This is a genomic window from Stutzerimonas tianxiuensis (assembly GCF_053470365.1).
Window position 1 is genome coordinate 145,794 of sequence record NZ_JBPVWS010000002.1, and the last position, 20,228, is coordinate 166,021.

Annotated in this window: 22 protein-coding genes and 1 riboswitch; of the genes, 16 read left to right on the top strand and 6 right to left on the bottom strand. The window is 61.6% G+C overall.

Going from position 1 to position 20,228, the window contains the following annotated elements:
• Positions 1-4 precede the first annotated feature (4 nt).
• Positions 5-222, top strand: a riboswitch (cobalamin riboswitch).
• Between the two features lie 110 nt (positions 223-332).
• From btuB to ACSSNI_RS03435, 12 genes are read left to right on the top strand one after another with little or no spacing between them, the layout of a single operon-like run.
• Positions 333-2,207 (top strand): TonB-dependent vitamin B12 receptor, encoded by a 1,875-nt coding sequence (gene btuB / locus ACSSNI_RS03380; RefSeq protein ID WP_200639327.1) that lies wholly within the window; start codon positions 333-335, stop codon positions 2,205-2,207.
• 38 nt (positions 2,208-2,245) lie between these two features.
• Complete coding sequence (locus ACSSNI_RS03385; protein WP_159968240.1) at positions 2,246-2,815, top strand: hypothetical protein; 570 nt, start codon at positions 2,246-2,248, stop codon at positions 2,813-2,815.
• Positions 2,812-3,423: a cob(I)yrinic acid a,c-diamide adenosyltransferase gene (gene cobO / locus ACSSNI_RS03390; RefSeq protein ID WP_200639328.1), complete on the top strand. Its 612-nt coding sequence runs from the start codon at positions 2,812-2,814 to the stop codon at positions 3,421-3,423. The genes ACSSNI_RS03385 and cobO overlap by 4 nt, the downstream gene beginning before the upstream one ends.
• 43 nt (positions 3,424-3,466) lie before the next feature.
• Complete coding sequence (locus ACSSNI_RS03395; protein ID WP_200639329.1) at positions 3,467-4,762, top strand: cobyrinate a,c-diamide synthase; 1,296 nt, start codon at positions 3,467-3,469, stop codon at positions 4,760-4,762.
• A complete protein-coding gene (gene bluB, locus ACSSNI_RS03400) occupies positions 4,759-5,409 on the top strand; it encodes a 5,6-dimethylbenzimidazole synthase (protein ID WP_200639330.1) in 651 nt (216 codons plus the stop codon). Before ACSSNI_RS03395 ends, bluB begins: the two co-directional genes overlap by 4 nt.
• Positions 5,406-6,317: an adenosylcobinamide-phosphate synthase CbiB gene (cbiB, locus tag ACSSNI_RS03405; RefSeq protein WP_200639331.1), complete on the top strand. Its 912-nt coding sequence runs from the start codon at positions 5,406-5,408 to the stop codon at positions 6,315-6,317. The genes bluB and cbiB overlap by 4 nt, the downstream gene beginning before the upstream one ends.
• Positions 6,310-7,302: a threonine-phosphate decarboxylase CobD gene (cobD, locus tag ACSSNI_RS03410; protein WP_200639332.1), complete on the top strand. Its 993-nt coding sequence runs from the start codon at positions 6,310-6,312 to the stop codon at positions 7,300-7,302. Before cbiB ends, cobD begins: the two co-directional genes overlap by 8 nt.
• Positions 7,299-8,768: a cobyric acid synthase gene (locus ACSSNI_RS03415; RefSeq protein WP_200639333.1), complete on the top strand. Its 1,470-nt coding sequence runs from the start codon at positions 7,299-7,301 to the stop codon at positions 8,766-8,768. Before cobD ends, ACSSNI_RS03415 begins: the two co-directional genes overlap by 4 nt.
• Entirely contained in the window at positions 8,765-9,286 is a 522-nt protein-coding gene (gene cobU / locus ACSSNI_RS03420) for a bifunctional adenosylcobinamide kinase/adenosylcobinamide-phosphate guanylyltransferase (protein WP_200639334.1), read from the top strand. The genes ACSSNI_RS03415 and cobU overlap by 4 nt, the downstream gene beginning before the upstream one ends.
• Entirely contained in the window at positions 9,283-10,332 is a 1,050-nt protein-coding gene (gene cobT / locus ACSSNI_RS03425; protein WP_200639335.1) for a nicotinate-nucleotide--dimethylbenzimidazole phosphoribosyltransferase, read from the top strand. The genes cobU and cobT overlap by 4 nt, the downstream gene beginning before the upstream one ends.
• The gene (cobC, locus tag ACSSNI_RS03430) at positions 10,329-10,922 is read left to right on the top strand and encodes an alpha-ribazole phosphatase family protein (protein ID WP_200639336.1); all 594 of its coding nucleotides are present in this window, start codon (positions 10,329-10,331) and stop codon (positions 10,920-10,922) included. Before cobT ends, cobC begins: the two co-directional genes overlap by 4 nt.
• Complete coding sequence (locus ACSSNI_RS03435) at positions 10,907-11,638, top strand: adenosylcobinamide-GDP ribazoletransferase (protein WP_200639337.1); 732 nt, start codon at positions 10,907-10,909, stop codon at positions 11,636-11,638. Before cobC ends, ACSSNI_RS03435 begins: the two co-directional genes overlap by 16 nt.
• A gap of 9 nt (positions 11,639-11,647) precedes the next feature.
• Here ACSSNI_RS03435 and modC read toward each other — a convergent pair whose 3' ends face one another.
• The 4 genes from modC to ACSSNI_RS03455 are packed head-to-tail and all read right to left on the bottom strand — an operon-like array spanning position 11,648 to position 15,002.
• A complete protein-coding gene (gene modC / locus ACSSNI_RS03440; RefSeq protein WP_200639338.1) occupies positions 11,648-12,739 on the bottom strand; it encodes a molybdenum ABC transporter ATP-binding protein in 1,092 nt (363 codons plus the stop codon).
• Positions 12,736-13,425 carry a molybdate ABC transporter permease subunit gene (gene modB, locus ACSSNI_RS03445; protein WP_200639773.1) on the bottom strand — a complete coding sequence of 230 codons (690 nt, stop codon included), beginning with the start codon at positions 13,423-13,425 and terminating at the stop codon, positions 12,736-12,738. The genes modC and modB overlap by 4 nt, the downstream gene beginning before the upstream one ends.
• A 3-nt stretch (positions 13,426-13,428) precedes the next feature.
• Complete coding sequence (gene modA / locus ACSSNI_RS03450; protein WP_200639339.1) at positions 13,429-14,181, bottom strand: molybdate ABC transporter substrate-binding protein; 753 nt, start codon at positions 14,179-14,181, stop codon at positions 13,429-13,431.
• Positions 14,182-14,189: 8 nt separating this feature from the next.
• Entirely contained in the window at positions 14,190-15,002 is an 813-nt protein-coding gene (locus ACSSNI_RS03455) for a TOBE domain-containing protein (RefSeq protein ID WP_200639340.1), read from the bottom strand.
• Between the two features lie 151 nt (positions 15,003-15,153).
• On the opposite strand from ACSSNI_RS03455, the gene ACSSNI_RS03460 reads away from it, so the two are divergent.
• Positions 15,154-15,702 (top strand): glutathione peroxidase, encoded by a 549-nt coding sequence (locus ACSSNI_RS03460; RefSeq protein WP_200639341.1) that lies wholly within the window; start codon positions 15,154-15,156, stop codon positions 15,700-15,702.
• 38 nt (positions 15,703-15,740) lie between these two features.
• Here the strand turns inward: ACSSNI_RS03460 and ACSSNI_RS03465 are convergent, their stop codons facing one another.
• Together ACSSNI_RS03465 and ACSSNI_RS03470 are read right to left on the bottom strand one after the other, a co-directional pair.
• Positions 15,741-17,063: an OmpP1/FadL family transporter gene (locus ACSSNI_RS03465; RefSeq protein ID WP_200639342.1), complete on the bottom strand. Its 1,323-nt coding sequence runs from the start codon at positions 17,061-17,063 to the stop codon at positions 15,741-15,743.
• A gap of 174 nt (positions 17,064-17,237) precedes the next feature.
• Complete coding sequence (locus ACSSNI_RS03470) at positions 17,238-18,083, bottom strand: sulfurtransferase (RefSeq protein WP_200639343.1); 846 nt, start codon at positions 18,081-18,083, stop codon at positions 17,238-17,240.
• Positions 18,084-18,229: 146 nt separating this feature from the next.
• Between ACSSNI_RS03470 and rnd the strand changes: the two genes are divergently transcribed.
• The 3 genes from rnd to ACSSNI_RS03485 all read left to right on the top strand — a co-directional run bounded on the left by rnd (position 18,230) and on the right by ACSSNI_RS03485 (position 20,215).
• Positions 18,230-19,354 (top strand): ribonuclease D, encoded by a 1,125-nt coding sequence (rnd, locus tag ACSSNI_RS03475; RefSeq protein ID WP_200639344.1) that lies wholly within the window; start codon positions 18,230-18,232, stop codon positions 19,352-19,354.
• Positions 19,351-19,644, top strand: a complete 294-nt coding sequence (locus tag ACSSNI_RS03480) for a YcgL domain-containing protein (RefSeq protein WP_200639345.1) — start codon at positions 19,351-19,353, stop codon at positions 19,642-19,644. Before rnd ends, ACSSNI_RS03480 begins: the two co-directional genes overlap by 4 nt.
• 121 nt (positions 19,645-19,765) lie before the next feature.
• Positions 19,766-20,215, top strand: coding sequence for a YcgN family cysteine cluster protein (locus ACSSNI_RS03485; protein ID WP_102836411.1), 450 nt, complete (start codon positions 19,766-19,768; stop codon positions 20,213-20,215).
• The last annotated feature ends 13 nt before the right edge of the window (positions 20,216-20,228 follow it).

Genomic DNA, 20,228 nt, shown 5'->3' on the forward strand with positions numbered 1-20,228 from the left:
GACTACCCTCCGCGCTGCTTCAGGTGCCCCCTGGCGAAACGCCAGAGGGGTGAAACAGGGAAGCCGGTTCATTCGATGAAGATTCCGGCGCTGCCCCCGCAACGGTAGGCGAGACAGGACACCGCTCACAGCCACTGTGCCACAGGCATGGGAAGGCCGCGGTTCCAGGATGCAAGGCATCCGCTCGCAAGCCCGGAGACCGGCCTGTCGCATTCCACGGCAGTGCGGCGGGCGCTGATCGGGGTGCGGCTGCTTGCACCTGCGCTCCCTTCGCATTCTCCGTCTGCCCTTATCGACTGTTGTCGTGCGGCGGGCACGACGGAGACCTGAACTTGACCTGCAAGACCCTCAATACCTCGGCAGCGTTCGTGCTGCTTGGCTATGCTTCGCTTTCCCATGCTCAGCCGGTACAGCCGCTGAATCTCAACGAACAGGTGGTTACGGCCACGCGGACCGAGCAGGTGCTCAGCCCGATTGCCTCCACCAGCGTCATTACCCGCGAGCAAATTGTGCGCAGTCAGGTGCAGAGCGTTCCTGAACTGCTGCGCGGCCTGGCGGGCGTCAACGTTGCTTCCAACGGCGGACGCGGCAAAACCTCTTCCGTGTATTTGCGTGGTACCAGCAGCCAGCATCTGCTTGTTCTGGTTGATGGGGTGAAAATCGGATCGGCCACATCGGGTGGTGCGTCGCTTGAGAACATACCGGTCGAGCAGATCGAGCGTATCGAACTCGTCCGCGGTCCGCGTTCCAGCCTGTACGGCTCGGAAGCGGTGGGTGGGGTCATGCAGATCTTCACGCGGCGCGGCGATGGCGAAGGGTTCAAACCCTATTTCTCCGCAGGCGCGGGCAGTCGCTCCAGCTTTGACGGTACCGCCGGCATATCCGGTAGCCAGGGTGCCGGTTGGTTCAATCTCGGCGTGGCGAGCGCGTCAACCGACGGCATCAATTCGCGAGCCTATCGGCCCACTTCGCCTCGCGCCTATGAAGCTGATGCCGACGGTTATCGTGAGCTGTCGGGCGCCTTGCGCGGCGGCTACCGCTTCGACAGTGGGCTGGTGCTGGATGGCAGCTGGCTGCACGTCGACACTCACAGCGACTACGACTCTCGGTCCACTTCGGGTGCTACGGGCCGCTTTGCCTATAGCGACGGCAGCCAGCAAGTCATCGGCGGCCGGGCACGATTCACGCCAATCGATCCATGGCTGGTCACCCTGCAGGCCGGGCATAGCGAAGACAACACCGACAACTTCCGTGACGGTCGTTTCTATTCGCGTTTCGATACCAAGCGCGATTCTTTCAATTGGCAGAATGACTTCAGCGTGGCTGAAGATCAGCTGCTCACCCTTGGTTTCGACTACCAGCAAGACCGCATCGACGTCACCGACGACTATGCGGTCGACACGCGCGACAACAAGGGCGCCTATCTTCAGTACCAGGGTCGCTTCGGCCGTCACGGCGTGTTGGCCGGCCTGCGTCGCGATGACAACGAGCAGTTCGGCAACCATGACACCGGCAATCTTGGCTGGAGCTATGACCTGCGTGACAACCTGATACTGAGCGCGTCCTACGGCACGGCATTCAAGGCGCCCACCTTCAACGATCTCTACGCGCCGGACACCGGCTTCACTGCCGGCAACCCCGACCTGCAGCCGGAGGAGTCGCAGAGCTATGAGCTGGGCCTGAAGGGAGAGCAGCAATGGGGCGAGTGGAGCCTCAACGCGTTCGAAAATCAGATCGAGGACCTGATCATCTGGAGTGGCAGCAGTCCAATGCAGCCGCAGAACGTCGATGTGGCGCGCATTCGCGGGATAGAAGGCGTGGTCGGCACCGAGCTGCTGGGCTGGGATGTCGTCACCTCGGTGACCGTCCTAGACCCACAGGACCGTAGCAAAGCCAATCACGGACATCTGCTGCCGCGGCGCGCCAAACGGACGCTGAATGTGGACCTGGACCGTGCCATTGGCCGCTTTGCTGTCGGCACAACGCTGTACGCAGCGAGTGAGCGTTTCGACAAATCCAGCAATACCGAAGCCGAGCGTTTGCCCGGCTACGCCCTCGTAGACTTGCGTGGTGAGTACCGTCTCGATGATGCCTGGCGACTGCAGGCAAAGCTGAGCAACCTGTTCGACCGCGATTACGAAACCGCCCAGACCTATGAACAGCCAGGCCGCGCGATCCATTTCACGATCCGCTACCAGGCACTCTAATCGCGCCCGCTGGCGCGTTGCCCCAAAGGAGAACACCGATGATAAAACTGTCCCCAAGAGCCCAACTGGCTGTCGGTATTGCGCTGGCGGTGCTGATGGCTATGACCCGTGGCCAACACTTCGCCTCGGTAAATTTGCCAAGCGCTTCATGGGCGGTGTTCTTTCTGGCGGGTGTGCTGCTGGCGCCGCGCTGGGTGTTTCCGGCTTTGTTTGTCGAGGCGTCGCTGCTGGATTTCGCCGCCATCCAATGGCAGGGCGTGAGCAGTTATTGCATGTCACCGGCTTACTGGATGCTTGTGCCTGCCTACGGCTCCCTGTGGTTCGGCGGACGGATGTATGCGCGGTTGCACCGTGACCAACTGAGCAGCCTGGCGTTGCTGGCGGGCGTCGTGGTGCTCAGCGCCTTCGTGTGCTACCTGTTTTCCGGCGGTGGTTTCCTGTTTTTCTCCGGCCGCTATCCGGAACCGAGCCTGGCGCAGCTGGCTGAGCGCATCGGCACCTACTACCCCCGTTACCTGGGCAATCTGGCGCTGTATGTCGGCACCGCTGCGGTCTTGTTCGTCGGGCTGCGTGCCTGGACTGCACAGCGTGAAGGCGCTCGAGCATGAGTGAGTCCAGTGAGCGCGATGCCCGCCACAAGGCGCGCATGCAGCGTAAAAAGGCCGTGGTAGACGAGAAGATTGCCGAAGCACAGGACGAGTACGGTTTGCTGCTGGTCCACACCGGCAATGGCAAGGGCAAGAGCAGCTCGGCCTTTGGCATGGTGGCTCGTGCCCTCGGCCACGGTATCAAGGTTGGCGTGGTGCAGTTCATCAAAGGCGCTGCCAGCACCGGCGAGGAGAGTTTCTTCCGACGCTTTCCCGACGAGGTTCGCTACCATGTGATGGGCGAAGGGTTCACCTGGGAAACCCAGGACCGCCAGCGTGATATCGCCAAAGCAAAGGAGGCGTGGGACGTCGCGGCTCAACTGTTGGCCGATCCGGAGGTTGGCCTGGTGGTGCTGGATGAGCTGAACATCGCGCTCAAATATGGCTACCTGGAGCTTGATCCGGTGCTGGCTGATATCGAGTCGCGACCGCTGTTGCAGCATGTGGTGGTCACCGGCCGCGGCGCGCCGCCGGGGTTGATTGAAGCCGCCGACACCGTGACTGAAATGAGCTTGGTCAAGCATGCTTTCAAAGCGGGTGTGAAAGCGCAGAAGGGAATCGAACTTTGACGCTTGAGCTAAGGGTGTGTGCTGCTGGAGGCGAAGGCGGGCAATGAACACGTCGCATAATTGCCCAGCCTTACTGATAGCCGCGCCCGCCTCAGGTCAGGGTAAAACCACCGTAACGGCTGGCCTGGCTCGCTTGCACACCCGTCAAGGTAAACGGGTGCGTGTATTCAAGTGCGGTCCGGATTTCCTGGATCCCATGGTGCTGGCGCGCGCCAGCGGCCACCCGGTCTATCAGCTCGACCTGTGGATGGTGGGCGAGGCCGAAAGCCGCCGCCTGCTCTGGGAAGCGGCGCGCGATGCCGATCTGATTCTTATCGAAGGGGTCATGGGACTGTTCGATGGCACGCCCTCGGCAGCGGATCTGGCGCGCCAGTTCGGAGTACCGGTTTTGGCGGTAGTCGATGGTTCGGCGATGGCACAGACCTTCGGGGCGCTCGCCCACGGTTTGGCCAGTTATCAGCCGGATCTGCCGTTTGCCGGTGTGTTGGCCAACCGGGTCGGTAGCAGCCGACACGGTGAAATCCTTCGCGACTGCCTGCCTGAGAATCTCGGTTGGTTCGGCGCCCTGCCGCGCGCTGAATCCGTTGGCCTGCCCAGCCGTCATCTGGGTCTCGTACAGGCGCAGGAGCTGGCCGATCTGGACGCCCGACTCGACGCGGCTGCCGACGCCCTGGCGGCGAGCGCGGATTGCAGCCTGCCAGCAGTGATCAGCTTTCCGCCACCGGCACCCGAGACACTGCCGAAACTGTTGAGCGGGGTGCGTATCGGTGTGGCACGTGACGCCGCCTTCTCGTTCGTCTATCAGGCCAATCTCGATCTGTTGCAAGCGCTGGGCGCGGAGCTGCTGTTCTTCTCGCCGCTGCGATTTTCCCGTTTGCCTGCTGTGGATAGCCTTTACTTGCCGGGAGGCTACCCGGAGCTGCATCTGCGAGCGTTGAGCCGCAACCATGCGATGGCCGAGGCGATACGCGCCCATCACGATGCAGGCAAGCCAATGCTTGCCGAATGTGGCGGCATGCTTTATCTGCTCGACGGCCTGACCGGCCAGGACGGAATCCGGGAAAGCATGCTTGGCTTGATTCCTGGCGAAGCGCAGATGCAGAAGCGCTTTACCGCACTGGCGCTGCAGGAGGTGCAGCTGCCGGAGGGGCGCCTGCGTGGCCACACCTTTCACCATTCCTCGCTCGAATCGCCAATGCAGCCACTGGCGAGAGGCGAATGCCCGAACTACAAACGAACGGCTGAGGCGGTGTACCGACAGGGTCGGCTGACGGCTTCCTATATTCACTTCTACATGCCGTCCGATTTCCGCGCGGCTGCGGCGATGCTCTATCCATGAGCGATTCGGCTTTCACCGACGAGCAGCGGGCCGGAGTTTACCGGGCCATTGGCGAGCGGCGCGACATGCGACATTTCAACGGAGGCGAGGTCCCACCGGCGCTGCTGGCGCGCCTGCTCGAAGCCGCGCATCAGGCGCCCAGCGTGGGCTTGATGCAGCCTTGGCGTTTTCTGCGTATCAGCCTTCCTGAATTGCGAAGCGCCATTGCCGATCTGGTCGAGGAGGAGCGACTCCTGACCGCTGATGCGCTGGGCGAGCGTGGCGAGGCATTCATGAAGCTCAAGGTTGAGGGCATTCACGATTGCGCTGAGTTGCTGGTCGTCGCGTTGATGGAGGGTCGCGAGGCCCACGTGTTTGGCCGTCGCACAATGCCGGACATGGACCTCGCTTCGGCTGCCTGTGCGATCCAGAATCTCTGGCTCGCTGCGCGGGCTGAAGGGCTGGGCATGGGCTGGGTATCGCTTTTCGATCCTCAAGCGCTAGCCGATCTGCTGCAGATGCCCACGGGGGCCAAGCCGGTTGCGGTGATTTGCCTTGGCCCGGTGGCTGAGTTCTACCCTGCGCCAATGCTCGCGCTAGAAGGTTGGACCCAGCCGCGACAACTCTCCGAGTTGCTGTTCGATAATTACTGGGATCAGCAGTCGTGAGCGTGGCCCTAAGCTGTTTAGCGGGGGTTGCGCTGGATGCGGCACTCGGCGAACCGCGTCGCGGTCACCCGCTGGTTGCATTCGGCACGCTGGCTGACCGGCTCGAGCGTCACTTCAACGGGCCCGACGGTCGCGGTTGGCGCAGCCACGGCGTAACTGCCTGGTGCCTCGCCGTGCTGCCGCTTATGGGATTGGCGTGGCTACTCGGTTCATTGCCGGGCATTGGATGGCTGGTTGAGATCTGCTTGCTCTATATGGCTCTGGGTCTGCGTAGTCTTGGCGACCATTTGCTGCCGGTTGCCCGTGCGCTGCGCCAGGGTGACTTGGCCGAGGCGCGCCTGCGTGTCGGGTTCATCGTCAGCCGCGATACGCGCGAGCTCGACGAGCACGGCATTGCCCGGGCGGCGACCGAGTCGGCACTGGAGAACGGGAGCGATGCGGTATTCGCCGCGCTTTTCTGGTTCGTGCTGGCAGGCGCGCCAGGCGTGGTCCTGTACCGGCTGAGCAATACGCTCGATGCCATGTGGGGCTACCGCAATGAGCGCTTCGAGCGATTCGGCTGGGCTGCGGCGCGTATCGATGACGTGCTCAACTTCATACCTGCCCGGCTGGTTGCGCTGACTTACGCCTTGTTGGGCCAGACGCGCCGAGCCTGGCGCTGCTGGCGCACCCAGGCGCCTCAGTGGGACAGCCCCAACGCCGGGCCCGTGATGGCTGCCGGGGCGGGGGCATTGGGCGTGGCGTTGGGCGGTTCGGCGGTCTACCACGGCGAGCTGCACCACAGACCCGTGCTTGGCGAAGGCGATGCGCCTCAGGCGCGCGACATCGAACGCGCACTGGACATGGTCTGGGCGGGCGTCGGTCTGTGGTTGTTGGTGCTGTTGTTCGGAGATTGGTTGAGTGCTTGAGCACGGCGGAAGGCTGCGCAGGGCGGCCGAGCATTTCGATATTCCGCTGCAGGGTTGGCTGGATCTTTCCACAGGCATTGCACCTTACGGTTTCGATCTGCCGGCCATTCCCGCGGAAGCCTGGATGCGTCTGCCGGAAACAGAAGACAAACTGGAGGCCGCCGCACAGGCCTATTTCGGTGCCACCTCGCTGCTGCCAGTGGCCGGCTCTCAGGCAGCGATTCAAATGTTGCCGCGCTTGCGCGGGCCGCTGCAGGTTGGAATCGTCTCGCCCTGTTATGCAGAGCACGCAGCGGCATGGCGCCGGGAAGGGCACCGCCTCAGCGAATTCAGCGAGGGCAGCGTGCCGCGGGCCCTCGATAGTCTCGATGTGCTGGTTGTGGTCAACCCGAATAACCCCACTGGACGTCTGCTGCCACCGGAGCAATTACTCGGCTGGCATGGCCGTCTTGCCGAGCGTGGTGGCTGGCTGATTGTCGACGAAGCTTTCATGGACCCAACCCCGTCTCACAGCCTGGCTCCGCATAGCCACTTACCAGGGCTGATCGTCTTGCGCTCGTTCGGCAAGTTTTTCGGCATGGCCGGTGCGCGATTGGGTTTCGTGCTGGCGGAGCAAGGCTTGCTGTCCGTGCTCGGCGACGCCCTTGGGCCATGGCCGATTGCCGGCCCGTCACGTTTCATCGGTACCGTCTTGCTTGGTGATCGTGAGGGGCAGCACCGTCAACGCGAGCGCTTGCGAGGCGATAGCGAGCGACTGGCGCAGCTGCTTACAGAGCAGGGGTTGCCGCCCACCGGGGGCTGCTGGCTTTTTCATTGGGTTGTGACGGAGGAAGCCACGATGCTCCATGAGTTTCTGGCCTGCCAGGGCATTCTGGTGCGTCGCTTCCTGTATCCGTCGAGTGTGCGCTTCGGGCTGCCGGCGGACGAAGCCGGATGGGCGCGGCTGACCCGGGCGCTGATCAGCTATCAGGCGGTACGCACATGAGCACCTTGATGGTTCAGGGCACAACCTCCGACGCTGGCAAGAGCACGCTGGTGACCGCGCTTTGTCGCTGGCTCAAGCGTATGGGTGTCACCGTCGTGCCGTTCAAACCGCAGAACATGGCGCTGAACAGCGCAGTTACCGCCGACGGGGGCGAAATCGGCCGCGCGCAAGCAGTGCAGGCCCAGGCCGCAGGATTGCCGCCGCACACCGACATGAATCCAATCCTGCTCAAGCCCAACAGCGATGTTGGCGCGCAGGTCATCATTCACGGCCAAGCCGTCGGCAACATGGATGCAGTGGCCTATCACGACTACAAACGCGTGGCGATGGAAGCGGTGCTGGCGTCGCACAAGCGCCTCAGCGATGGCTATCAGGTGGTGATGGTCGAGGGCGCGGGTTCGCCGGCCGAGATCAATCTGCGCGCCAACGATATCGCCAATATGGGCTTTGCCGAAAAGGTGGACTGCCCGGTAATCCTCATCGCCGATATCGATAAAGGCGGGGTGTTCGCGCATCTGGTCGGCACGCTGGAGTTGCTCAGCCCAAGTGAGCAGGCACGGGTCCGAGGCTTTGTTATCAACCGCTTTCGCGGTGATATTGCGCTGCTGCAGCCGGGCCTCGATTGGCTTGAGCAGCGCACGGGCAAGCCCGTTCTCGGGGTGCTGCCGTACCTTATGGATTTCCACCTCGAAGCAGAGGACGCCGTCGACGTGCGTCAGTCGGCGAAGAGCGAGCAGACCCTGAAAGTGGTGGTGCCGGTGTTGCCACGTATCAGCAACCACACCGACTTCGATCCGCTGCGTTTGCATCCGCAGGTTGATCTCTGCTTTATCGGGCCGGGGCAAACTGTGCCATCTGCCGATCTGATTATTCTGCCGGGCTCAAAAAGCGTGCGCGCGGACCTCGCATGGCTGCGCGCGCAAGGTTGGGAGCCGTCGATCCAGCGGCATCTGCGCTACGGCGGCAAGGTGCTGGGGATTTGTGGCGGCCTGCAGATGCTGGGCGACGCAATTGCCGACCCGCTGGGGCTGGAAGGACCGGCTGGGCAAAGCGACGGGCTGGGACTGCTGAGGTTCTCCACAACGCTGGCTGCGCACAAGCAGCTGCGCAACGTCAGGGGTCGACTGGCGATTGATGGCGCCGACATCACCGGCTACGAGATTCACGCGGGCATCAGTGACGGACCGGCACTGGAGCGTGCTGCCGTACGACTCGAAGAGGGGCGCGGTGATGGTGCGATCAGCGAGGATGGTCAGGTGCTCGGCACCTACCTCCATGGCCTGTTCGAGTCTCCCGCTGCTTGCGAGTCACTGTTGCGCTGGGCCGGGCTGGAGAAGGCGCAGCGGGTCGATTACCAGGCACTGCGCGAACGCGACATCGAGCGCCTGGCGGATCTGGTGGACAAGCATCTGGACGCCTCGCACCTGTTGGCGCTCTGCGGGCTATCAAGGGAGACGGGGGCATGATTGAGCTCATCCTCGGTGGGGCGCGGTCCGGCAAGAGTCGGTTGGCCGAGCGGCTTGCCGTTGAAAGTGGCCTGGCGGTCACCTACATCGCCACGAGCCAGCCGCTTGACGGCGAGATGAGCGAACGCATCGCTCATCATCGTGCCCGGCGCCCTGCCAGCTGGGGGCTGATTGAAGAACCGCTGGCGCTGGCTTCGATACTGCGCGAACACGCCCGTGCGGATCGCTGCCTGCTGGTGGACTGCCTGACACTATGGCTCACCAATTTGCTGATGCTGGACGACGCGAGTCGCCTGGTTGAGGAGCGCGATGCCTTGCTCGAGTGTCTTCATGAGCTGCCGGGACGGGTACTGATGGTGAGCAATGAAACCGGGCTGGGTGTGGTGCCGCTGGGCGAGCTGACCCGGCGTTATGTCGATGAAACCGGCCTGTTACATCAAGCCATCGCCGAGCGTTGTCAGCGGGTGATCTTTACCGTGGCGGGCTTGCCAATGACCCTTAAAGGAGTGGCGCTTTGAACACGCAGTGGTGGTTGGAGGCCTGCCGGATACCGGACGAAGTGGCACGCCGGGCGGCACAGCAGCGCGATGCTCAGCTGACTAAACCGGCGGGTGCGCTGGGACGTATCGACGCGGTGATCCCCCAGCTGGCGGCTTTGCAAGGGCGCGAGCGACCCTCGGTTCAGCGTATTTTCATCGCCATTTTTGCCGGAGACCACGGTGTCGCCGAGGAAGGTATCTCGGCATTTCCGCAATCGGTCACTGCTCAGATGCTTGGTAACTTCGTCAACGGCGGCGCCGCGATCAGTGTGCTTGCCAAGCAGCTCGACGCGACGCTGGAGGTGATTGATCTGGGAACGGTGGCTCCGTTGTCGCTGCCTCGGGTGCGCCATCTTTCGCTGGGGCCGGGCACCCGCAATTTCACCAGAGAATCGGCCATGAGTGCCGAAACCTGCCAGCTCGCCATGGAGGCTGGGCGCGACACTGTGCTGCGGGCGCAGCAACAGCGCAGCGAGCTGTTCATTGGCGGCGAAATGGGCATCGGCAATACCACTACTGCGGCGGCGCTGGCCTGCGCCTTGCTGGGTTGCGCGCCGCACGAACTGGCTGGGCCGGGCACCGGCCTGGATGCGGCGGGTATTGCCCATAAGAGTGCAGTCATCGAGCGGGCGCTGTCGCTGCATGCGGGGCCGCACGACACCTTCGGCTGGATGCAGCGGGTCGGTGGTTTCGAACTGGCCGCGCTCACCGGCGCTTATATCGCGTGCGCGCAGCTAGGAATCGTCGCACTGGTCGACGGTTATATCTGCAGCGTGGCGGCGCTGTGCGCTGTGCGTCTGAACCCGGCGTGTCGTGAGTGGCTGATCTTCGCGCATCGGTCGGCCGAGCCGGGGCACCTGGCTGTGCTTAAAGCCTTGGATGCGCACCCGCTCTTGGATCTCGGTCTGCGGCTAGGCGAGGGCAGCGGCGCGGCGCTGGCGGTTCCGCTGCTTCGGCTGGCCTGCGCGCTTCACGACGGCATGGCCACGTTCGACGAAGCCGCTGTCGCGGCGAAGCACTCATGAGCGTTCAGCTGGAGTTGCTGCGACATGGCGAAACCGAGTCCGGTGGCGGATTTCGGGGGCGGCTGGATGATGCGCTCACCGTAAAGGGTTGGCAGCAGATGCGTGCCGCCGTCGCCGGTGCCGGGCCTTGGGACCGAATCATCAGTTCGCCCCTGCGCCGCTGCGCGGACTTCGCGGCTGAACTCGCCGAGCAACAATCCCTTGAGCTCGATCTTGAGCCTGACCTGCGCGAGCTGGACTTTGGCGATTGGGAGGGGCGCACCGCCGCCGACCTGATGATCGATCAGAGCGAAGCCCTAGGGCGCTTCTGGAACGACCCGTACGGATTCACTCCGCCCGGTGCGGAGCCCGTCGCGGACTTTGAGAAGCGCGTGCTGGCGGCAATCGAGCGTCTGACCGATCGTTGCGCGGGCGAACGTGTATTGCTCGTCACCCACGCAGGCGTGATGCGGCTGTTGCTGGCAGAGGCCCGTGGTCTGCCGCGCGAATGTCTGTTGCAGGTCGAGGTTAGTCATGGCGCTTTGTTCGGCCTGAGAACCGGTTTTAACGACGCCACGCTCTGGCTGGAAGAACGATGCAGCCCTTTCTGATTGCGCTGCAGTTTCTGACCTGCCTCCCGGTGCGGCTGCACAGCATCCCCGAGCCACGGTTGATCGGCAGATCCCTGCTGTATTACCCGTTGGTGGGGTTGCTGTTGGGCGGCATGCTCTGCTTCCTTGGCATGGCGCTTGGCAACGCGGCGGCGCCACTAAAAGCTGCTCTGCTGTTAGCCGTGTGGGTCTGGCTGACCGGTGCGTTGCACCTCGATGGCCTGGCCGATAGTGCGGATGCCTGGCTGGGCGGATTCGGCGACCGGGAACGCACTCTGGCGATCATGAAAGACCCCTGCAGCGGTCCGGTTGCGGTCGCCGTGCTGGTGTTATTGCTGCTGTTGAAATTCGTCGCGCTATGGACGCTGCTTGAGCAAGGCAACCTGTTGATGCTGTTGGCAGTTCCGCTGTTGGGGCGAAGCGCAATGTTGGGGCTGTTTCTTACCACTGCCTATGTGCGGCCGGGTGGTTTGGGCCAAGCCTTAGCCGAGCACATGCCGCGCTCAGAGGCACGGTTCGTACTGGCGCTGATCGTGCTTGCTGGCGTGCTGATGGGAGCCAGTGGCTGGCTTGCGCTGGGGGTTGCAGCGGCGGTTGGAATGCTGGTGCGTCGTAGTCTGGTCCGGCGTCTGGGCGGAACCACAGGCGACACTGCCGGAGCTTTGCTGGAACTGGTGGAATGCGCGGTGCTGGTTGGTCTGGCGCTGCTGGGCTAGCCAGGCACCTCATCCCAGCAGAGCGACTGTCTTGATCTGCGCCCAAAGCGCCTTACCTTCGATGACGCCGAGCTGGTCGGCCGAGCGCCGCGTAATGCGAGCCAGCAGCGGTGTGCCCTGGGCATTTAGACGGACCAGGACATGCGCGGGCGTATCGGCACTGACGACTTCATCCACCTGCACCGGTAGCAGGTTGCTGATGCTGGTGCCCTCTGCACGTTCCAGCGTCAGGCTGACATCCCGCGCATGGACGCGAAAGCGCAGCCGATGCCCGACCGCTTCGCTCCGCTGCGCTACCAGCACATCACCGCCCTGAAACGTCAGGCGAGTGAGGTGGTAATCGGTATCGTGGCCGGCAACCTCCGACTCGATGACGACCCCGGCATCCTCACCGAACGCGGTCGGCAGATCCAGGCGTGCCAGGGTTTCATGAAGTGCGCCCTGCGCCACGACCTTGCCCTCATCGAGCAAAACCAGGTGATCAGCCAGTCGCGCCACTTCGTCTGGCGCGTGGCTGACATAGAGCAGGGGGATATCCAGTTCGTCGTGTAGACGTTCGAGATACGGCAGGATTTCCTGTTTGCGCTTCACATCGAGCGCAGCCAGCGGCTCGTCCATCAACAGCAGGCGTGGGCTGGTAAGCAGGGCGCGCGCGATGCCGACCCGTTGCCTTTCTCCGCCGGAAAGCCGCTCCGGCATGCGCTCCAAGAGGTGCTCGATACCCAGCAACTCGACAGCCTGATTCCAAGCGACGCGCCGGTCCTTCGCCGGGATGCGCTTCATGCCGAATTCGAGATTACCTCTGACGGACAGATGGGCAAAAAGATTGGCGTCCTGAAACACATAGCCAATGGCGCGCTGGTGCGGTGGCATAAACCACTCACGGCTTGAGTCCTGCCAGCACTCGCCGTTGACCACCAGCGCGCCCGTGCTGCCGCGTTCGAGCCCGGCGATGCAACGCAGGCAACTGGTCTTGCCCGAGCCCGAAGGACCAAACAGAGCGGTAACACCTCGCCCCGGTAGTTCGACATCGACGTCCAGCGTGAAACCTGGATGGGTCAGGCGCAGGCGAGCATGGATCCCGCTCGGGTTGCTGGTCATCCGCGCCACCCCTGCCGAATGGGGCTCGCATAGAGCGTGAGCAGTACAAGAAAGGAAAACAGCAGCATCCCACCGGCGAGCCAGTGTGCCTGGGTATATTCCAAGGCTTCGACGTGATCGTAGATCTGCACGGACAGCACGCGGGTTTTCTCCGGAATGTTGCCGCCGATCATCAGCACTACACCGAACTCGCCGACTGTATGGGCAAAGCCGAGAATGCTGGCGGTTACGAAACCTGGCCGAGCCAGCGGCAACACGACGCTGAAGAAGGTATCCACTGGCCCTGCACGCAAGGTCATCGCGGCTTCCAGGGGGCGTACACCAATGGCTTCGAAGGCGTTCTGCAACGGTTGCACGACGAAGGGCATCGAGTAGAAAAGCGACCCCACAACCAGGCCGGCAAAGGTGAACGGCAAGACACCCAGACCGAGCGACTGGGTCAGTTGCCCAACGGGTCCATTGGGTCCCATCGCTACCAGCAGATAGAAACCGAGCACGCTTGGCGGCAGCACCAGAGGCAGCGCCACCACGGCGCCAATGGGGCCTTTAAGGCGTGAGCGGGTCCGCGCCAGCCACCAGGCAATCGGCGTACCTAATAGCAGCAGCAGGAGGGTGGTGACGCTGGCGAGTTTAAGTGTCAGCCATATGGCAGAGAGGCTGGCGTCATCCAGAGTGGGCAATTCCATCATCTACCGGTCATAACCGTAGGCTTTGATCACCTCGGCTGCCTTTGCGCTTTGCAGGTAATCGAGCAGTGCTCGCGCCGCTGGGTTGTCCTGACCTTTGTTCAACAAAATGGCGTCCTGGCGAATCGGTGGATGGTAGGCAGCAGGCACCACCCAGCCTGAACCTTGCCGTATCAATCCATCTTCAACTACCTGCGAAAGGGCAACGAAGCCGAGTTCGGCGTTGCCGCTGGCGACGAACTGATGCGTTTGTGCGATGTTTTCGCCCTGCACCAATTTGCCCCGGACCGAATCTGACAGGCCCAACTTTTTTAGCGTGGCCACAGCCGCGGCCCCGTACGGCGCGGTCTTAGGGTTGGCGATGGCCAGGTGGCGAAACGCTCGGTCACTGAGCACAGCGGCCTGATCATTAACGAGGTCTTCTTTGGCCGACCACAACACCAGTGTGCCAATGGCATAGGTGAAGCGGCTTCCAGCGACGCCCAACCCTTCGTCTTCCAGCCTGGCGGGAACCTGTTCATCGGCCGCCAGCAGTACCGAGAAGGGCGCGCCGTTGCGAATCTGTGCGTAGAGCTTGCCCGTCGAGCCAAAGGCCAGCAGCGCCTTGTGCCCGGTGTCTCGCTCAAATCGTTCGGCGATGACGCGCATGGGCGCGGTGAAGTTCGACGCAACCGCAACCTGGACTTCTCCAGCGAGGCCCATCAAGGGGGTGAGTGCAGCGAAAGCCGCGATGAGCGTCATACGGGTTCGATTCATCATCTTCGTCAATCTACCGCGATAATTACTTGGGAGGCCTTGACCAATGCCGTACAGGGCTGGCCCACGGCTAATCCGAGCGCCTCTGTGCTTTCGTTGGTGATGACCGCACTCAGCGTGCGGTTGCCGGGAAGCTGCAGCTTGACCTCGCAGCTGACCGCGCCCGGCGTGATCGCGCTGACTGTCCCGCTCAAGCGGTTGCGGGCGCTTATTTTCACCTCTGGATCGGGCGACAGCAGGACAAAGCTGGCTTTTACCAGCGCCATGGCTATCTTGCCGGTCGCGAGCTGAAGCTCGTCGATGCTGTCGTTGGTCAGCGTCGCGGTCATGGTTTGCCCGTCGCCGATATCCAGGCTGACGCTGCCGTTCACCGCGCCTCTTTCTACCTGGGTGATGCGGCCGCGGAACTGGTTGCGTGCACTGGTTTTCATCGCGATTGCCCGAAGTAGTTTGTCGAAATCTTCGAATCCATCGATACCCTGGGCGACCTGTGCCAGGAAGCGTTCGTACTCGTGCTGCATGCGCTGCCAGATGTGCAGCATCTCTCGACCAAAGTCGGTCAGTTGCGTCCCACCGCCCTTGGCCCCGCCTGCGCTGCGCATTACCAGTGGGCGCTCGGAAAGGTTGTTCATCGCATCCACCGCATCCCAAGCCGCCTTGTAGCTGAGATTGATGGCCTTGGCAGCCCGGGTAATGGATCCGGTAGCCTCGATCTGTTCGAGCAGCTCGATGCGTTTGCCGCCGAGGTAGCCTTTTTCGCCACGGTTGAACCAGAGTTGTCCGTCAATGCGCAATGGCTCGAATTGTCTGGAATCGCTCATGATCGGCTCCGGTCGGGGTGACCATTCTGGCAAGCGCTATATAGAGTTGTATATAGCGTTTTTGTGGTGGCCCTTGTCTTGGCCGATAGACACCGTTGCTCCCGGCGTGACTCGGGAGTAGCGTGGCTTCGATTCCACCTGGAGCTCTGTTATGAAAATCAAATGGATTGCCGCTTCACTTGCGCTGCTTTTAATGGCTGGTCCTGCAGCGGCCGAGCAGTGCCCAGCGTTGCTTCAGCATGAGCTTCCGAAGCTGCGATCAAAGGAAACCATCGATCTCTGTGAGCAGTTTCAGGGCAAGGCGTTAGTAGTGGTCAATACCGCCAGCTTTTGCGGCTTCGCCCCTCAGTTCAAAGGGCTGGAGGCGCTGTACCAGCGTTACAAAGATGATGGGCTGATGATTCTTGGCGTGCCGTCCGATGACTTCTTTCAGGAGTCAGACGATGCGGCGGAGACGGCTGAGGTTTGCTACGTCAATTACGGCGTGACGTTTCCGATGACGCAGACACAGCCTGTGCGTGGCGGCGACGCAATTCCGTTGTTTCGCGAGCTGGCCGAGCAGGCCGGCGGGGCCCCGCGCTGGAACTTCTACAAGTATGTAGTCGATCGCAACGGCAAGGTGGTCGATTACTTCTCGAGCAAAGTTGAACCGGACGATCCAGAGCTGATCGCTGCGGTGGAAAAGGCGTTGGCAAAGTAGCGGAAGGATGCCCCGACCGAGCGGTCGGGGCGGGTGCATCAGAAGCGGTAGGTCATGGCAGCGCCGAAACCGTGAGCTCTGTTCTTGTAGCTAGCATCGTAGTTCGCTTCTAGCAGGCCACCTGAATAGGAACGGTCGCGGCTGATCTCGACTTCCTCCTCGCGCAGGTACGAGTAGGCAAGGTCAACGGTTACGTCTTCGGTCGGATTCCATGCCAGGCCTAAGCTGATTGCAGTGCGGTCGCCCGTTGGGATGCGCGGAGAACGATGGGTGTTATTGGTTGGGCTCTGATCAAACGCCAAACCGGTCCGAAGCGTCCATTCGCTGTTCAGCTTGTAAGCTGCGCCGATGGCATAGGACCAAGTGTCATGCCAATCCTGCTCCTCGACGATAGGTGCTAGGTTGCCCTGTAGGGGAACAGGAATACCGTCGTTTTCGATGACGATTGCTTCGAAACGGCTCCAGCGTGTCCACATTGCCCCGCCGTACAGCGTCCACTGATCGTTGAGCTCATGGGTAAGCGACACGTCAACCGATTCAGGCGTGTCAAGTTCAAGCGACGCGTCGTAGTCGCCCGCTGCACCTGTCAGAGCAAAACTGCCACCGGAAAGCTCGGTGTCCCCCTCAAGCTTATAAGCGACTTTAGAGCGATAGGTTACGCCCGCGCGGGTTTGCGGTGTGAATTCGTACAAGACCCCGGCGTTGAAGCCTAGCGCAGTGTCAGTGCCAGTCACCTTGACCCGACCGTCATTGGAGCCCAGCGGGCCGACGGCGTTGGGAGACTTGCTTTGCAGCTCACCGTCAATACGGTTGATGGTCGGCCCGAAGCCTACCGACAGCTTTTCATTGAAGCGATAGCTAACAGTGGGCTGCACTGTGATCACGCGCACTTCGCTGTAATCGCCGAAATAACGGCCCTGAAAGCCGCTTTCATAATCGGTCACGAGACCGAAAGGCACATAAATGCCAACCCCAACGGCCCATTTTTCGTCGATCGGTTTAACGTAGTAACCCATCGGAACAGCGGTGAATGGGACCATATCCCCGTCGCTACTTCCGCTGTAGGGCAACGTTGCCCCACCTAAGGCTGGGCCAGAAAAAGAGCCGGAACTATCGCTTATGTCAGTTTTGGCATGGATCGCCGCCATTCCCAAACTCACCTGCTCGCGCTTCAGGAGCGCCATACCTGCAGGGTTTCCGAAAACGGTGGACGCGTCATCGGCAGAAGAAGAGCGACCGGCGAACGAGGTGCCCATGCCGCTGATGCTTTGTTCGTTGAGGGCGAAGCCGGCAGCCATGGCCTGAGTGGAAAGGGTGCCTACGGCTACTGCAATCGCGGTCTTCAACCATGTTTTTTTCATTGTTGTACTCCAGGGGAAAAAGCGGCTCGGACCCTATCAAGCTTCTCTGATTCGTCGCAAACGAAAGAGTGCAATTTTTCGTAAAGCGCGACGATCGGCGCCGATAAGCGGTCGAATAGCAGATAAAAGCCATCAGGCCTGGTTTGACCATGCAGTCATATTTTGCTGCTTGGGTCAGGCCAAGGGGCGCTCAGGATCGGTGATCCACTCGCTCCATGAGCCTGGGTACAGTTTGGCCAGTGGGTAGCCGGCCAGACACAGGGCAAACAGGTTATGACAGGCCGTTACGCCAGATCCGCAGTAAGCCACGACGGTGGCTGCTGGCTGATCGGTCAATAACCGGTCGAATCGTGAGCGCAGCTGGTCGGGGGAGAGAAAGTGCCCCGTGGCATCAAGGTTTTCAGAGAACGGCGCGCAGCGAGCGCCGGGAATATGTCCGGCCACGGGGTCGATTGGTTCGAGCTCGCCGAGAAATCGGGGCAGGGCACGAGCATCGATCAAGGTAAGGCCTGGCTGCCCAAGGCTTTCCGTGAGCTGTTGTGCAGAGATCAGCAGATCGTCGTCGGGCGTGCCATCGAACTGGCCGGGCTGACAATCTGACAATTTTTCGGTTACCAGCCCGCCAGCCTCACACCAGGCTTTGAAACCGCCATCCAGTAGGTAAACTCCGCTGCGTTTGCCTAGCCATGCCAGCAGCCACCATGCCCGCGCGGCGAATGCGCCAGGACCATCGTCGTAGAGCACGACTTCGCTGTCATTGTTCAGGCCTGCAGCGCGAAGGCGTGCGATCAGATGCTCCGGCTGCGGCAACGGATGTCGACCAGTCTGGCCGCGAACTACTGGGCCTGAGAGATCCTTTTCCAGATCGAGAAAGCGCGCCCCGGGGATATGCGACTGCTCATAGCTGCGCCTACCTTGATCAGCGTCTTCGAGCGCGAACCGACAATCCAGAATGCACAGGTTTGGCTCCGAGCGTCGTGCGGTCAGTCCAGCGGTGTCAATCAGTTGAGCAAGCGGCATGGCAGATCTCCGTGCGGATTTCTCGAGAACGTTATCACGCATGTTGCTAGAGCCGATCAATGCGCTGCGAATACCGGGACGCGATATATACTGCGTGCCTTTTCGCCCGCTCGTCGGTCGTAACGCTGAACAACAAGGAGGGCCTAGTGGCCATCGAAACTCAATGGGTGCTGGACGATGCGCAACTGACCCGACTTTGTTCCGAGTGGCGCCAGCTGCCTTATGTAGCGGTGGACACAGAGTTCATGCGGGTCGATACGTTTTACCCGATCGCTGCGCTGCTGCAGGTCGGTGACGGGCGTTGTGCCTATCTGATCGACCCGTTGCTGATTACCGATTGGTCTGCGTTTGCGGGTCTGCTGACGGACCCGTCTGTTGTGAAAGTCCTGCATGCCTGCAGCGAGGATCTGGAAGTTCTCTGGCGGCTTACCGGCAGCCTGCCGGTGCCATTGTTCGATACGCAACTTGCCGCCGGCTATCTGAACATCGGATTCTCAATGGGCTACTCGCGGTTGGTGCAGAGCGTGCTGAACATCGAGCTGCCAAAAGGTGAGACCCGTTCCGATTGGCTTCAGCGGCCGTTGAGTGAGATGCAGGTGCGCTACGCAGCCGAAGACGCACAGCACCTGGCGGAGTTGTACGAGGCGCTGCTGCCAAAGCTGTCCGACGAAAAGCGTGCTTGGGTGTTGGAGGATGGTGCGGAGCTGGTCGCCAATCTACAGCGTGAAACCGACCCTGACGAAGCCTACCGTGAGGTCAAACAGGCTTGGCGCCTCAAACCGCGTCAGCTTGCAGTGCTGCGAGTCCTGACGGCCTGGCGTGAGCGGCAGGCGCGAGCACGTAATCAGCCGCGCAACCGGGTGCTACGTGAGCACAGCCTTTGGCCGCTGGCGCGCACCCAGCCGACTGATCTGGTAAGCCTGGCGCGTATCGATGACATGCACCCGCGCACGGTGCGCCAGGATGGCGACACTTTGCTCGAGCTGATCCGTACGGCCGCCGCTACGCCCGAGCAGGACTGGCCGCAATCTTTACCGGAGCCGTTGCCACTCGATGCGTCGGGACTGCTGAAAAAACTACGTGCTGTCGGTCAGCGGGAAGCCCAAGTCATGGACATCGCACCGGAACTGATGCTGCGCAAGAAGGTGCTGGAAGCCTTGTTGAAAACCGGATATCCCGACGGTCCTTACGAACTGCCTGATTCGCTGCGTGGTTGGCGTCGCGAACGAATGGGGCAGGCCCTTCTCGAAGTGCTGGAAGAGAAATCATGAAACGCATCTGCTCCATTTATAGAAGCCCGCGCAAGAGCGGGATGTACCTGTACGTCGAGCGCAGCGAAGCGCTCGCCCAGGTCCCTGAAGCCCTGCTTGCCGCCTTCGGCCCGCCGCAGCTTGCCTTTGATATCGTCCTTACGCCTGAACGCAAGCTGGCGCAGGAGGACATTGCGACGGTGCTCGATAACCTCGAGAAACAAGGTTATCACCTGCAGATGCCGCCGCCCGAGGAGGAGTATATCGAGCACTTGCCGGAAGAATTACTCCGGCGAAATGACCCGATGTAGAGCTCTGGGCTGGCGGCCGTTGGTCGGCTTTGCGCTGCCTTAACCGCTCCGAACTTCCCCGTGCTTGGCCAGCTCCTCGGCAGTGGCTAGACTCGCAACTTTCCTTGAGATGGCTATTTTCATGGCGGCAAAAGTCGAACCTTTCTGGATGCGCAAGACTCTGGCCGAGCTGGACGCGGCCGAGTGGGAGTCGCTGTGCGACGGCTGTGGCCTGTGCTGCCTGCAAAAGCTCGAGGATGAAGAGGATGGCAGCGTCTATTACACACGGATCGCCTGCAAACTGCTTGATCTGAAAAGCTGTCGATGCACTGACTACCCCAATCGCCGCGCCAGTGTTCCTGACTGTGTCCAGCTGACAGCTAAAGACGCGGCGCAATTCAAATGGTTGCCGCCAACCTGCGGCTATCGCCTCGTAGCTGAAGGCAAAGATCTTCCGCTTTGGCATCATCTGGTGTGTGGCGATCCGGATGCCGTACATGCCGAGCGAATTTCCCAGTCGGGCCGTATGATCGCCGAAGGCTCCGTGGCTGACGAAGACTGGGAAGATCATCTGATATTCCGGGCCGGTTGAATCTACTTCGACC